This is a genomic window from Arenibacter sp. F26102 (genome assembly GCF_023015865.1).
Taxonomy (GTDB): domain Bacteria; phylum Bacteroidota; class Bacteroidia; order Flavobacteriales; family Flavobacteriaceae; genus Arenibacter.
This window is the reverse complement of the sequence record NZ_JALKBC010000002.1, coordinates 202,993-218,452: the sequence shown is the minus strand read 5'-3', so window position 1 is coordinate 218,452 and position 15,460 is coordinate 202,993. Positions and strand designations below refer to the sequence as shown.

Below are 15,460 nucleotides of genomic sequence, written 5' to 3'. Positions count from 1 at the left end.
GTAAGTCTGAAGCCGGAGATGAAAAATATAAACGCAAAAAAAGGGCAGCCTCTTAAAGAAGCCACCCTTTTCCAAAAATTGGGGCAAAATTTTTATTTCTTTTCGAAAACGAGAACCTCTATGCTGTTCTCATTAATCATCTTTAACTCTATACGTTCATTGGTTATGGAAACAATTTCCCAGTCGTCCATTAAGACCTGCATAGCAGTGGCCAAACCAAAATTAAGATAACATTTCAATTCCCCCTCGCTATCCCTGATTATTCTCCATAGTCCTGGGAAGGTAGGTCCAGTTTCTCCTGTGGTAACATGAACGGCAAGTTCTGCTTGAAAAGCAAAGGTAAATGCAGCATAATTCTGGGTTTCATCATTAACGCCCTCCGTATATTTTGCAATCACCCATTCACCACCCATCATAATATTTCTTATTTCGGCAACATCGTCATCATCGGAATTATCATCACAAACCCTTTCCAAAATAAGTTCATAATTGGAATCCTCAATACTAAACCCTAAGCGTTTGTCCCTTAGATCGGACAACAACCATTCAAAGCTTACCCCTGGCTCGTCTCCCATGGTAATGGCCATTACCAAACGTCCTTGGGCATTGGTAGTGATAGCCCATGTTCCTTCGGAAATATTGGACTCGTTACTTAAAGTTACCACTCCTTCAGCATGAAAACTAAACTCATATCCTAAAAGTCTATCAACATCCTCGTTGTTCAGCTTCACCTTTTTAATGACCCAGCTACATTCTTTCAAAATTTCCCTCAAGGTATCTGGTGTATTGTCTACGATATCACATGCCTTTTTCATAATGATCTTCTCTCCTTCACCGGCATACAATTTAATTTTACCATCTTCCAGATCATAAACAAACCACTCCAGATCAAAATCGGCCAAAGCCTCAAACTCCAACTTCAACAACACCCTGTTCTCACCAATTCTGGTGCTCCAAGTTCCCATTAAACTGTTACCGACCCTATCTTTCATTACCACACTTCCGTCTTCGGTAAAATTCATTACGTAGTCAAAATACTGACCTGTGTTGTCTACATTAGCCCTTATTACTTCATTCACCAACCATGGGCAGGCAACAAGATATTCTTCCAAACGCTCTTGGGTAAAGTCATCATCATAATCGTCATCATCATCCTCATCACATTCACTTTTGGCTGTTTCAATAGCATTGGCCAATTCAGCATTATTACTTACACTCACCTTGGTATCGTCATATAACTCCAAGGTAATTGGGAAATCAAAACTCAGAAGATCATCATCTCCACGCTCCGCAAAATAGCGTCTTAATTGCATATCATTTTCCACGGTTACATTACCGGTTTGCTGTAGATTAATATCAAAGGAATACACTACGATAGGATACACAAAATCTATACATTCTATGTCATCGTCATCACCACCTTCAATACATTCCTCTACCCTCTCACGTAGTTGTTCCTTGCTATTTATAGTTATTTCGGTATAATCCGATAAAGTTATCTGTATAGGGAAAATAATTTCCAAGATATCATCATCTACCTCTACTTCATTAAAAATTTGCTTTATCAACTTTAAATCTTCAACAGCATCGATATGGACATCTAAGCCATTCACAGTTACCACATAAGGAAAGTTGATTGCAAAACAACTGGCACCATCAACTATATTATCATATGAACCATCTTTGGAAGAAGTTCTTTGTATTAATATTCCAGTACTTGAACTGGCTAAAATAGCTTCCTGGTTATCCTCTCCAGGTAATTCTTCAAACTCTTCTTGACAAGAGGTGAAATTTAATGCCACCAGCAGTAGGCTCCCGTACATTAAATATGACATAAACTTTTTCATAACGATTTGGTTTTTATTTGTTCGTATATATCTAAAACAACCCACTTTTAAAATACCCTACCCGATATTTCATTTTTTTTAAAATATCTTTGAAAAAAAATAAAAATAAGAAGGATTGAAAGCTATCAAAGAAGAACATGTATGCGAGGATAAAGTTTACGCTTCCATCTTCAGCACCCATTCCAAAACGGTTTTTAATTATATATATTATAAGTTCGGCAATGAGGAGAAAGCGTATGACGTTGTACAGGAGGCCTTTATAAAATTATGGGAGAACTGTTCCAAGGTTGCTCCGGACAAGGCAAAATCTTACGTATATACCATTGCGAACAACTTATATTTAAACGTAATAAAGGCAGAAAAAGTTAGATTAAAGTACGCACCGGAAACCAATGCCGTGGTGAATGAATCACCTGACTTTATCATGGAGGAACAAGAATATAAAGAAAAATTGGAACGTGCGCTGCAGGCCTTACCAGAAAACCAGCGCACTACATTTTTACTGAATAGGATTGATGGAAAGAAATATGCAGAAATCGCGGATATGGAAGGAGTAAGTGTAAAAGCTATTGAAAAAAGGATGCATTTGGCCTTAAAAACGCTCAGGGAACAGATTGAAGGGATATAAGGGATAGTAATGAGTTAATGAGCAACTGGATTGTTTTATGTTAAATAGGGTCATAAAATTTTCATTTTATGCTGAAGTACCAGTCCCCCATACTCAATATTAAAAACTCAATACCAATAATAAATGTTTATTTAAAAGTAGGGTATTTTCTTTTTTGATTGTTATACCTATATAAAGCTAGAAACCATGCAAGAAAATTATTTGGCAAAATGGCTCAACAACGAACTTTCCGAAGAGGAGGTCGTTAAATTTAAAGAGTCCAAGGAATACGCCTCGTATGTGAAATTACGTGAGGCCACCGATAATTTGGTTGGCCCGGATTTTGACATGGCTAAAGCGTGGGAAGACCTAAACAAGCAAAAAGTTTCCAAAGAGATCAAAGTAGTTAAACTAAATCCTTTTAAAAAGTATTTGAGCATTGCTGCTGCCATAGCCTTGATTTTTACGGCCACCTTTTTATATTACGGTTCTTTGAACGAAGAAGTAAGCACTCAATATGCGGAAAGGGCGGAAATAGTACTTCCCGATGCCTCGGAAGTTCAATTAAATGCGGATTCCCAAATTTCCTACAGTAAAAAGAATTGGGATAACAAACGAAATATAGCCCTTAACGGGGAAGCTTTTTTTAAAGTTGCTAAAGGCAAACGTTTTACCGTCACTACAGAAAATGGAACCGTTACCGTATTAGGTACACAGTTCAATGTAGAAAACAGAAAAGACTACTTTGAAGTTGCTTGTTATGAGGGGTTGGTAAGTGTTATCTACAACAAAAAGGAGGTTAAACTTCCTGCAGGAAATTCCTTGGTAGTCATCAATGGCGAAGCACATGCCTTGGAAATCCCTAATATTAAGGAACCATCCTGGATCCGCGACGAAAGTAATTTCAAAAGTATTCCATTGAAATATGTTTTGGATGAATTTCAAAGGCAGTTCAATTTAGAGGTCGTTACCCAAAATATTGACACCGAACAATTATTTACCGGGTCCTTTAGCAATACCAACAGAGATTTAGCGTTGCAAAGTATAAGTACTCCTTCTCAAATGAAATATAAATTAGAGGGGAATAAAGTGCTATTCTATGCTGAAACACCATAAATACTATGTATTTCTTATTGGTCTTTATATATGTCTAGTTGCTTCACCCGCTAGAGCACAGATAACTTCTACCCAAAAAACAAACCTAATAAGCTATATAGAGGAACTGGAAAGAGAATTTAATATAAAGTTCTCCTATGCAGATGAAGACTTACGACCCATACAGATTACAGTTCCCGATAGCAATTCGCTACCTGAAATAATTGAGGACCTACGCAAGAATACCCTGCTTAACATTACCAAATTGGATGAGCGGTATTTTGCCATATCCAAACCTAACTTCGTGGATATCTGCGCCAATGTTGTTGACAATTTTGAGAACAGCACTATAATGAATGCCACTGTAGAAGTTTTGGGCAACAGCATATCACAAATTACAGATTTGGAAGGAAAGTTTTATTTAAAGGAGGTTCCTAGAAACGCCAATATAGCGATTAAACACCTTGGGTTTAAAACCAAATATTTGACAGCGGAAGAACTAACAGGAAACAATCCTTGCAAGACCATCTTATTATCACCAAACTACCAACAATTGGAAGAGGTGGTTGTTTACCAGTTCCTAACCACAGGTATAACCAAGAAACCCGATGCCAGCATAGAATTAAATACGGATAAATTCGGAATTTTACCTGGTCTAATAGAACCAGATGTTCTTCAGACCATTCAGGCTTTACCAGGAATTAAGAGTGTAGACGAAACAGTGTCCGACATTAACGTTAGGGGAGGTACAAACGACCAAAATTTGGTGCTTTGGGATGGGATCAAAATGTACCAATCCGGACATTTTTTTGGCTTGATATCCGCCTTTAACCCCTATTTAATAGAAAAGGTCAACATTATAAAAAACGGTACCAGCGTTCAATATGGTGATGGAGTGAGTAGTGTTATAAACATCAGCACTAGAAACAACATAACAGATTCATTCATTGGAGGAGCGGGATTTAATTTATTAAGTGGCGATGTGTACGGACATCTTCCCCTTTCAGAAAAAGTTTCCGTTCAATTTTCAGGCAGACGTTCTACCACAGATTTTATTAACACCCCAACTTACAATCGATTTTTTGATAAGGTTTTTCAGGATAGTGAAGTTAAGGACAATGACAACCCCTCCAATGATGAAAATATTGTGAGGAACGAGGATTTTTACTTTTATGATTTTACAGGCAAATTGCTTTATGACATCAATGAAAATCAAAAAGTGAGAATAAGCCTTATCAACACCAATAATCACCTTAGGTATACTGAAAAAACTGAGGATCGCACCGCAACAAGTTTATTGGATCAAGCCAACCTTTCCTTTGGAGGTAGTCTGGAAAGTATATGGAATTCCAAATGGAGCACTCATTTAAACCTATACTATACCAGTTACAACTTGGACTCCCAAAACATTCCTTCGGAATCCCAACAACTTTTTCAAAGTAACCAGGTTTTGGAAAAGGCTGTAAAGCTAAACACCAATTACAAATTGGCAAATGGACTTAACTGGCTTAATGGATATCAATTGAACGAAGTAGGCATAACCAATTTCACTCAAGTTAGTCAACCTACTTACAAAAGCAATATCAAAGGGGTTATATTGACCCATTCCCTTTTTTCGGAATTGGATTATGAGTCCAAGAATAAAAAATTGATAGCCAGAGGAGGGCTTAGATTAAACTACATTAAAAATCTTAAAACTTTTAAAACTTTTGAGAAAATAATCCTTGAGCCTAGACTAAACATCAATTATGCCTTGGCCGATGGTTTTAAGACCGAATTGTTGGGAGAATTCAAAAGTCAGACCACCAACCAAATAATCGACTTGGAGCAGAATTTTCTGGGAATTGAAAAAAGGCGATGGATTCTTTCGGACGACGATATCCTGCCTATTACAAAAAGTAAGCAAATATCATTAGGTCTTAACTACGACAAAAACACACTTTACGTGGGAATTGAAGGGTTCTACAAAAAGGTTGACGGCATAAGTACCGCTACACAGGGATTTCAAAATCAGAATCAATTTAGTGGCGAAATAGGAAAGTATGATGTTTCCGGCATCGAATTTTTAATCAACAAAAAAACAGCTACCTATAGCACTTGGTTCAGCTATGCCTATAATACCAACAATTATACTTTTGAGAATATTACACCTAGCAAATTCCCCAATAACCTGGACATAAAACACACCCTAACTTTTGCTGGAACATATACCTATAAAAATTTCAGAATGGGACTTGGCGCCAATTATCATACGGGAAAACCCTACACAAAGCCACAAGAGGGAAACAATTCTATAATAATCGATGTTTTTCCCAACAAAATTAACTACGAAGACCCTAACAGCAGTAGACTTCCCGCCTATCTGAGGGCAGATGCTTCCGTTATCTATAACTTTAAAATAGGCACAGGTATAAAATCTTCTGTTGGCGCTTCCGTGTTGAATATTTTGAACAAAAAAAATATCCTCAACACCTATTACCGCATAGATGACCAAAATGAAATTGAAACGGTCGAACAGATATCCCTTGGCATTACACCCAACTTTAGTTTCCGAATGAGCTTTTAGGTATTACAGCTACAAAAGTCAGAGCTAGATAACCGGTTTAGGACCTTATCCGGATTAATTAAATTCATTCACCTTGGATTATTGCCACAAAAAAGCCGGAAGCTTTAGGATAACACTTATCCAAAACTCCCGGCATATAAATAAATAATCAATCAAATTATTTGCTCAAATCCTTTATTCTAATATTCCTAAAGGCCAATTCGGCACCATGCCCCAAGAAACCAATATGACCCGTATTCCTTTCCAGGCCTGGGTGTTCTTTATGGTCTGCCGTCCCGTTCTTGGAGGCTTCTTTCCAATCTCCATCCACTATTACGGTACCATTCAAGGTTATTTTAACGTGATTTCCTTTAACGACCACCTCTTGTGAATTCCACTCCCCTACTGGGTTCAGGGCACCTCTTTTTGCCGCAATAATTCCGTATACGGAACCATGGTATTGGTAAGGTTTTAGATTGGCATATATTTCGGCAGTGTCGTCCAAAATCTGCAGTTCCTTACCTTCATAGGCAGCATCCCCTTCCAATGGAGCGTGAATACCCAAACCATTATTGGCCCCTGGTGTTAACTTAAAGTCAAATCTGAAAATGAAATCGGAATATTCTTCCGCCGTAAACAAGTCACCGTGCCCACCTCTTTTAGGGCGTACCAGAAGCTCATTGTTTTCCATAACATAGTCGGTCTTATTTCCTACCCAATGATCAAGATCCTTTCCGTTCAACAAAGACTTAAAACCTTCTTTCTTTTCGGCTTCTGTCAATTGATCATCACCAGAACCAATCTCCCTCACATAAATATTCCTAAAGCCAAGATCTTCCCCATGGGCCTGTAATTCTATGGCTTCTTTGGCAAAAATGGCCTGTTTGCGATCCCAATAGTTTTCCAAAACAACATTGTCCGTTACCAAGACTCCATTTAAATGTACGGTAACTCGCTCACCAACCATTTTAATTCTAAAGGTATTCCACTCATCAATAGGGTTGTCCGCTACCTGAAGTGGTTTGCTCTCATGTTTCTGGTTGTTGTACAAGCCACCTGAACCAACTTGCGCACCCGCATCCACTCTAGCGATATCCCAAATTTGAACCTGGGGCGTACCTCTAAGATAAATACCACTATCGCCGCCATTGGTAATCTTCCAATCCACGATCATTTCAAAATCGCCATAATCCTTTACGGTACAGATATTATTATATCCCTCCCCTTTAAAGCCGATAACTCCATTTTCAATATACCAATCCCTCATCATTTGCTCATTGGCCTTGGCCTGTTCCGCTGCCAATTTTCTGGAGGACATTTTGGAACGGGCAATTGGGTTTTGTACCAATCCTTCCCATCCTGCAAAGTCCTTTCCATTAAAGATGGTCTCAAAGCCTTTTTCATTGGGCATTTTATCCAGAAATTCCTTTACATCAATTTTAATATACTGACTGTCTGGACCTGTAAGGTTGTCTATACTTCTAGAGACAATATCCCTGACCACTTCGCCACTTAGGCCATCCTGTACACCAGGAGTTGGCAAAGCAATGGCAATAGCTGCATTGGAAGCGGTAGTCAACAAGTCTTGGTCATCTAAATATTCCGATACAAAAATCAGGGAAAGAAAAGTTTTTATACTTCGTGCTGCAGATAACACTTGCTTTTTTTCCGTGATGGTTTTGGCTTCAGGCATCAATTTCCTTACCAAAAGTAACTTCTGATCAGCTGGGTAATCCGATTTTCGTATTTTGGAAAGATAGTTAGCAAAAGCATTCTTTCTTATAGCTCCATCAGTGCTAGTTATGGCCGTCTTAAATAGATACGGTAAAGCATCATTGTTTTTCCAACTTGCAAGAGCATCCAAAGCAATCATTTTCTCACTTTCATTACCTGTAGAAAGTCTTTGAGAAACTAATTCCAATGCCTCCTTACTACTTAAAGAAGCCAATACAGGTAACAATTTCGACTTATCTGCCGCTCCATTATATTCTTTAAATACAGCATCTGAATATTTACCGTTACTTTCATTCAAAATGTTCAATATGGCTATCTGGGCATTTTTTATATTTTCTGGCTTTTCTGTCTTGTCCAAAAGGTTAATTAACGCAGAAAAATCCTTTTCCGATGCAATAGAGGGCAGAGCCTTATATACTGCACCAACAACATTTTCACTTCCAGTTTCGACAACACCGGTTAATGTATCAAATTGATCTGTAGCGTTTCTGGCCGCCAATACATTGATCAATACTTCCTTGGCCGGATCATTCACACTGGAAAGTTGACTAGCCAATAATTGACTATCCTTGGCGTCGACCAACCTCAACAAGGTTTCCTCGATAGCATTATATTCCTCGGGGGATGTAGCCAATTTTAAACTCTTGGACAACACCGGAAATGCCTTGCTTTTATTCTGATAGGACAACGATTTTATTCCAGCCTCACGAACCGAAATATTCTTGTCTACCACCGCATTCAAAATAACCTTGTCAAAAACAAGATCGGCATCACTTTTACTGAGCATCCGAATAATAAGAGGCTTAATTTCCGTGGATGACTTCTTATACTGTTTAACCCAAAGAGCAACTTCACTGGGTGAAAGATTTGAACTGGCAGCATCCAATACGGCACCCACATAATTCTTATTACTATTCTTGGATTCCTTTAGCAGTGTCTTGGTAAAGGAGGTTCCTTCATTGGCACTTAATATATGAATTCCCGCAGACCGAAAATGCAACTGGCCGTCCATCTTACAATTTTTAAGCAAGGCGTTGGCCACGGTATTACTTAAGGATGTATTGCCCTCTTTCTGCAATCTATTTCCGTAGTGTATAAAAGAAATAATACTTTTTGTGTCATCCAATTGATATGCAGAATTCCCGACAGCTTTTTCAAGTACCTCATAAGAACTTGGACTTGCTATCTCTGCCAATGCCATTAAAGCTCTTTGTTGAACTATTTTTGAAGTTGAATTTACCCTAGCCTTCAGTACTTCTTCTGCCGGTGCAAATTGCAGGGCTCCCAAAGCCTCTATAAATGCAGCTTGTTTGTTTACATCCTCAACCTCAGTAGCTTCCAAAATGGCCAAGGCAGCATCGGTAGTCCCAATTGATGTCAAAGCGGCCAAAGCAGGTTTAAATAAATCGTTGTTGGACAAGTACTCGCTTAATACGGGAACGCTTACTTCTGTTCCTACATAAATCAGACGATCCATTAAGAAGGTTTTCACCTCCTTGTTAGACGATGACTCCAGGGCTTTCAGCAAGGCACTTTCAACAACACTGTTATGGATTTTTGATTGTTGCCCTCCACTGAATATAGCCACACTCTGTATGGCATATCTCGCTTTGGTGTCATCTCCGCTACCAAGAGGCATAAGCTTCTCCGTAAATTTGAGGATACCATTCTCACCTAAGTCGATTATTTCCTGCATTAGACGATCGGAATGCCCGAGGTCTTCCGTTGGTAACTGCATCAAAATATCGGCTACCTTGGTATCCAAGGTTCTATTATCCTGTGCGCTAATGGTAAGGGTAGCTAAAAACAACATTAGCACACCTATATTTTTATATAATGTATTCATTTTATTAATTCTAATTAATTGGTTAATAAGCCCAAGAGGACCTCATTGGTTGGTCTATTAATCTATTGGCTTCTTCATCATTGATAAATTCTTGTTTTACCGGATCAAATTCCAAAGTACGTCCCAATCTCAAGGCGATAATACCCATATTTACTACAGTGGCCGAACGGTGGCCATTTTCTTCATTAAGGGCAAATTTTTGTCTGGTTTTTACAGATTCGGAAAAAACGGTAATCTGCTCCTCGGGATCAGGAATACTATTTATTAATCCCTCAATATTAGGGATCGTAGATTTAAAACCGTTATATATTTTTCCATTTGGTCCTTCTATATATGCGGCATCCTTATCACTATTTTCACCGTCCAAAATAATTTGACAACCATCGGCATAAGTGTATGTAATTCTTCTCCAGGTACCTATGGCATCATAGTGTTGTTCTGGTGCATCCACCTCAACCTTAACAGGACTGGTGTTATCTTTTCCTAAAAAGTATTGTACCGGATCAATATAGTGCTGGCCCATATCGCCCAATCCACCACCATCGTAATCCCAATACCCCCTAAAGGTGCCGTGCACCCTATGTGGATGATAAGGCTTTTCCGGGGCAGGCCCCAGCCACATGTTATAGTCCAATTCCGAAGGTATTGACTGAGGCGTTAGATTTTCCTTTCCTACCCAATAAAATTTCCAATTAAACCCAGTAACACCACTGATGGTTACCTTTAGTGGCCATCCCAGTGCACCACTATCCACTACCTTCTTCAATTTTTTTACAGGAGTACCCATTCCGTAAAAATTGTCCTTAAAACGGAACCATGTATTCAAACGGAACATCTTTCCATGCTGTTGCATGGCCTCCACTACTTTTTTACCTTCACCTATTGTCCTTGTCATCGGTTTTTCACACCAAACATCCTTTCCTGCTTCAGCCGCCATAATAGACATAAGACCGTGCCAGTGGGGAGGAGTAGCTATATGTACAATATCCACATCAGGGCGTTGCAAAACTTCCCTAAAATCCCGATATCCCTTTACACTGCTTCCTACTTTTTTAAGGGTGTTGGACAGGTGATTTGCATCAGCATCACAAATTGCCAATAACCTTGTTCCTTCATAATCCAAATGTCCCTGGCCCATGCCACCGACTCCTATTACCGCCTTGGTCAATTGATCACTAGGGGGAATAAAATTGGTTCCGCCCATTACATGTCTTGGAATAATACTGATACCTGCAGCTGCCACTAGCGACCTTTTTACAAAATCCCTACGGCTGGTTGATTTTTTCTCCATTGATTCTATTCTATTAATTATTTGAAGTTTTGATATTTAAACTCACAAAGAAAAACCGCAATGCGTAAAAAAAGGGGTAATATTTGGGGTAATAAAATTGAAAAACAGGGAATTATGTAAATTTTATTTCAAATCCTTGCGAGTGTTATGGGGTGTTACCAACAACCATATCCTCAAATTTAACGGTATACATTTCACCATAAATCTTTTCATAAAGCTTGGTGAAATTATCGTACACCGTATGCGCCAAACTCAATTTTCCCTGACCAATAAGAATTTGCAATTTAATCTGCAGCGCATTCTCATTTAAATCATCATAGATGTACATCACCGATGCCAAATCATACAACAGGGAGCTGTGCTTCTCCAGATCTAACCTCTTTGATATATCATAGCAGAATTCGATAATTCCATTACTCATTTTTTCCACAATGGGATCCAACCAAGAATTGCTCATATTCACAAAAAAACGATCCTCCTTTAAAATAGCAAACAATTTTGGTAAATATTCTTCCAAATAGCTGATTGTTAAATCATTCCTACTCAAGTCATTTAAATAATTAAGCACCGCTTGATAATCACAAAAGCAATCTTCCCCAATTTCCAAATACCAATTTTTATCCCGAAATGTCAAATTCATTTCTTTGGTAACGGACAAAATAGCCCTGAGGTTCTGTATATTGGTTCCTCTGGTGTTTTTTGCATTCTTTAGGCCAACCCCGGGCCAAAGTGCTTCCGTAAGCTTTTTAGTACTGATTCCATCTTTATCCCCAATGCTATGCAGCAAAACAATAACAAATAACTGCTTTAGTTTTGGCGACAATTTCTTGGCTATATCATTACCTTCTGAGGTAATTATACGCAAAGGACCAAAACAAAGTATTTTTTCGGAAGCATCATTTGAGCTCTTGAAGTCACTATTGGGCTGTGTTTTTCTAAATCCTTTGGATATTGAAGTAACCTTTCTCTTGGCAGCTCCTCTCTTCAATAGCCAAATAGTCATAACCACAAGGAAAATTATAACAATTCCTATTATCGCATAAAGGGATAATTCCTCTGGCTGGTTCAATTCTATCTTATGGTACTCCTTGGCAATTTCAAAGGCATTCAATTCACGCTCCCATATTTTAATATTTGTCAGGTATCCAACAAAAAACTCCTGCCATAAATTACTTCCTATTAAAATATTATAGTCGGAGGTGTCATAGTCCTCAATGAGTTGGATCTTATCCGTCTGCACCCCGTTAACAAAAAACAAGAGCTCATTGTTCAGTTTGGAATGTACTAAGGCAACATGTGTCCATTCATTTAAAGGCACAGGGGATGTGTCGGATATATAATCCTTGATATCCGCCATAGTAAAGGTCAATAAGCCCTCATGTAGCTTTAAAACAAAATTATCCCCTTTCCCGAGGATGCTATTATTATTATTGAGAACAGTAGGCTTTACCCAAGCAGATATTGTAAAACTTCCTTTCAGTGCAGTTCTACTGTCAAGTCCGGCATCTACATAGGCACCCTTACTAAAATAGCCCACCTTTCCCTGAACCGCATCATCCTGAATCTTTACCTCATTAATAATTAATTCTTTATTATTTTTCCTGATCGTATTTTTTATAGTAGTCCCAAATGCAAAATGATCTGTTAATCCATATTCAAAATCTAAGGGGAATCCAATGAACTCCTTTAGATTATTACTGTTTTCAGGAGTCGTGTAAATTATATCGGGAGAAAAATAATAACCCGCCTTATGGGGAATAAACACAGGTAGGTTTTCCTTTAAATCTATCGGAAGGCTAAAATATCCGTCGACAATAAGATTCTTATGGTTCTTAAAATTTACCCCATACAACAATCCCTCCTTGGATCTTATGGCACCAAAAACCTTGCTTCTCTTGTTTAACATCAAAGCAATACTATCTGCGATAGGGAAGAAAATGGGACTGATCTGAATAAAATTGGGAATTTTCCCCAAAAGCCTCCAATAATCCACAAAAACGCTATCATTTATAAATTCCTTGTCCAATACCTCCAGTGCCACCAATTCCTTTGCTGCAGCTAGCTTCCAGGAACCCTCACTCTTGACAAGGGTATCCAATTGAATTGTTTCTACCTTTTGAATTGGTATCTGAGGAACCCATGCCTCTGAAAAAAAATCATCATCAAAAACCTTATCGCCCACCACTATAAGCGAATCCATTTCCCCTATCAATCGTCCCAGAATTGGCTTGTAATTTTCTTGGTAATTTGAAATATAAAGGGCTAAAGGAGTATTACCTTTAAGAAGTGTAGGTAAATTATCCGTTGTAATTTCATCTATATCTATTAAAACGTGTGATTGTAGCCGTATTTTCCATTTATCCTCTTCCGAAAGAAGATGATATTGCTGAGCTATTCCCACTTTCATTGAAAAAAGCAAAAACAGCAAACAAAATTTAGAAAATGGACTAATTCTTAGCAATATTTACGTTATAATCCCAGATTGGGCATTTATGTTAACCACGCAATTTACTAAGAATAAATAAAATTTCGTCCAAGGAAGTTATCCGAAGTATATCTATACTGAACAATTCAATTTTAAGTCAAATAAAACCGACTATCCAAGAAAGGTACAGCAATGTTTACATCCTTTCTGGCACCTGTATCCCTAAAAGACCAAAGGCCGATTTTATCACGTCGCTGACCTTCTTTGCCAATTGAACCCTAAAAACCTTTTTGTTCTCATCCTGCTCCCCCAATATGGAGACATTCTGATAAAAAGAATTAAACTCCTTCACCAAATCATAGGTATAATTCGCAATTAAAGCCGGACTAAAGTTATCCGCTGCCAATTGTATTGTATCCGGAAATAACTGCAATTGCTTTAGTAACTCTTTCTCTTTTTCATGCAGATCCACCAACTTTGGAGTGCTGCTCAAGTCATATTCCAATTCTTCCGCCTTTCTCAAAATAGACTGGATCCTTGCATAGGTATACTGAATAAAAGGTCCTGTATTTCCTTGAAAATCCACAGATTCCTCTGGATTGAACAAAATTCTCTTTTTGGGATCTACCTTAAGAATATAATACTTTAGAGCGCCTAGCCCTATAATTTTATAAAGTTCTTGCTTCTCCTCCTGTGAGTAATCTTCCAACTTACCTAATTCTTCAGAAATTTCGGCTGCCGTCCTGGTCATATCGTCCATTAATTCATCGGCGTCCACCACAGTACCTTCCCTACTCTTCATCTTTCCACTCGGCAAATCTACCATGCCATAACTTAAATGGTACAATTTTTCAGCCCACGAAAATCCTAATTTTTTTAGGATAAGGAACAACACCTTAAAGTGATAATCCTGTTCGTTACCTACTGTATAGACCATACCACCTACATCGGGATTATCCTTCACCCTTTGTATTGCGGTACCAATATCTTGGGTCATATACACTGCAGTACCATCTGAACGAAGCACAATTTTTTCATCAAGCCCTTCATCCGTTAGGTCTATCCAAACACTGCCATCCTCCTTTTTATAAAAGACACCTCTTTGCAACCCATCCTCAACAAAATCTTTTCCCAACAAATAGGTATTGCTTTCGTAATAAAGCTGATCAAAATCGACCCCCATGTTTTTGTACGTAACATCAAACCCAGCATAAACCCATTGGTTCATAGTTTTCCATAAGGAAACCACCTCCTCATCTCCGGCCTCCCATTTCCTTAGCATGTCTTGGGCCTCCAACAAGATAGGCGCCTCTTTTTCTGCCACCTTTTGATCAACCCCATTAGAAACCATAGCAGCAATTTCAGCTTTATAGGCCTTGTCAAATGCCACATAATAGTTCCCGACCAACTTATCCCCTTTTAGTCCACTACTCTCCGGCGTTTCTCCATTACCAAAGCGTTGCCATGCCAACATGCTTTTACAAATATGGATTCCCCTATCGTTAATTATTTGGGTTTTATAAACCTTCTTTCCCGAAGCCTTAAGAATCTCCGCCACGGAATATCCCAACAAATTATTTCTTACATGGCCCAAATGCAAAGGTTTATTGGTATTGGGTGAAGAATATTCCACCATCATAGCTTCACCTTCCTTTTCAGCCACAAAACCATAATCTTGTTGATTTCTTATACCAGCAAAAAAATCGAGGTAATATTCGTTACTGATGGTAATATTCAAAAATCCTTTAACCACATTGAAGTCGGTCACCTCATTAACATGATCTTTCAAGAACTGACCTATCTGCTCCCCTATTTGCACAGGATTTCCTTTTACAAATCGCAACATTGGAAAAATAACCGCGGTAATATCACCAGCGAAATCCTTTCGGGTAGGTTGAAATTCCACACTTGGCAAATCAACTTTAAAAATTGAGCTAACGGCTTCTTTTACCTTTTGGGTAAGGACTTCTTGAATGTTCATTAATTTCGTGGTTTACGGCTGCAAAATTAAGCAATTTTTATTCTTCACCCCTTAGCGCCTGTTCAAGAATTCGTCAATTACTTTTTTAC

The 15,460-nt window shown here is 38.3% G+C and carries 8 protein-coding genes; 3 read left to right on the top strand and 5 right to left on the bottom strand.

The window, feature by feature from the left end; genetic code table 11:
• Window positions 1-92: 92 nt before the first annotated feature.
• Window positions 93-1,847: a hypothetical protein gene (locus MWU78_RS03465; RefSeq protein WP_246995002.1), complete on the bottom strand. Its 1,755-nt coding sequence runs from the start codon at window positions 1,845-1,847 to the stop codon at window positions 93-95.
• A 115-nt stretch (window positions 1,848-1,962) separates the two neighbouring features.
• On the opposite strand from MWU78_RS03465, the gene MWU78_RS03460 reads away from it, so the two are divergent.
• The 3 genes from MWU78_RS03460 (at window position 1,963) to MWU78_RS03450 (ending at window position 6,115) form a co-directional block, all read left to right on the top strand.
• Window positions 1,963-2,475: an RNA polymerase sigma factor gene (locus MWU78_RS03460; RefSeq protein ID WP_246995000.1), complete on the top strand. Its 513-nt coding sequence runs from the start codon at window positions 1,963-1,965 to the stop codon at window positions 2,473-2,475.
• A 186-nt stretch (window positions 2,476-2,661) separates the two neighbouring features.
• Window positions 2,662-3,570: a FecR family protein gene (locus MWU78_RS03455; RefSeq protein ID WP_246994998.1), complete on the top strand. Its 909-nt coding sequence runs from the start codon at window positions 2,662-2,664 to the stop codon at window positions 3,568-3,570.
• Window positions 3,554-6,115, top strand: a complete 2,562-nt coding sequence (locus tag MWU78_RS03450) for a carboxypeptidase-like regulatory domain-containing protein (protein WP_246994996.1) — start codon at window positions 3,554-3,556, stop codon at window positions 6,113-6,115. Before MWU78_RS03455 ends, MWU78_RS03450 begins: the two co-directional genes overlap by 17 nt.
• Before the next feature lie 157 nt (window positions 6,116-6,272).
• Here MWU78_RS03450 and MWU78_RS03445 read toward each other — a convergent pair whose 3' ends face one another.
• The 4 genes from MWU78_RS03445 to argS form a co-directional block, all read right to left on the bottom strand.
• Window positions 6,273-9,674 carry a DUF1080 domain-containing protein gene (locus MWU78_RS03445; protein WP_246994994.1) on the bottom strand — a complete coding sequence of 1,134 codons (3,402 nt, stop codon included), beginning with the start codon at window positions 9,672-9,674 and terminating at the stop codon, window positions 6,273-6,275.
• Window positions 9,675-9,696: 22 nt separating this feature from the next.
• Window positions 9,697-10,965 carry a Gfo/Idh/MocA family oxidoreductase gene (locus tag MWU78_RS03440; RefSeq protein WP_246994992.1) on the bottom strand — a complete coding sequence of 423 codons (1,269 nt, stop codon included), beginning with the start codon at window positions 10,963-10,965 and terminating at the stop codon, window positions 9,697-9,699.
• 145 nt (window positions 10,966-11,110) lie between these two features.
• Complete coding sequence (locus MWU78_RS03435; RefSeq protein WP_246994990.1) at window positions 11,111-13,372, bottom strand: LamG-like jellyroll fold domain-containing protein; 2,262 nt, start codon at window positions 13,370-13,372, stop codon at window positions 11,111-11,113.
• 214 nt (window positions 13,373-13,586) lie between these two features.
• Entirely contained in the window at window positions 13,587-15,371 is a 1,785-nt protein-coding gene (gene argS / locus MWU78_RS03430) for an arginine--tRNA ligase (protein WP_246994988.1), read from the bottom strand.
• Window positions 15,372-15,460 lie beyond the last annotated feature (89 nt).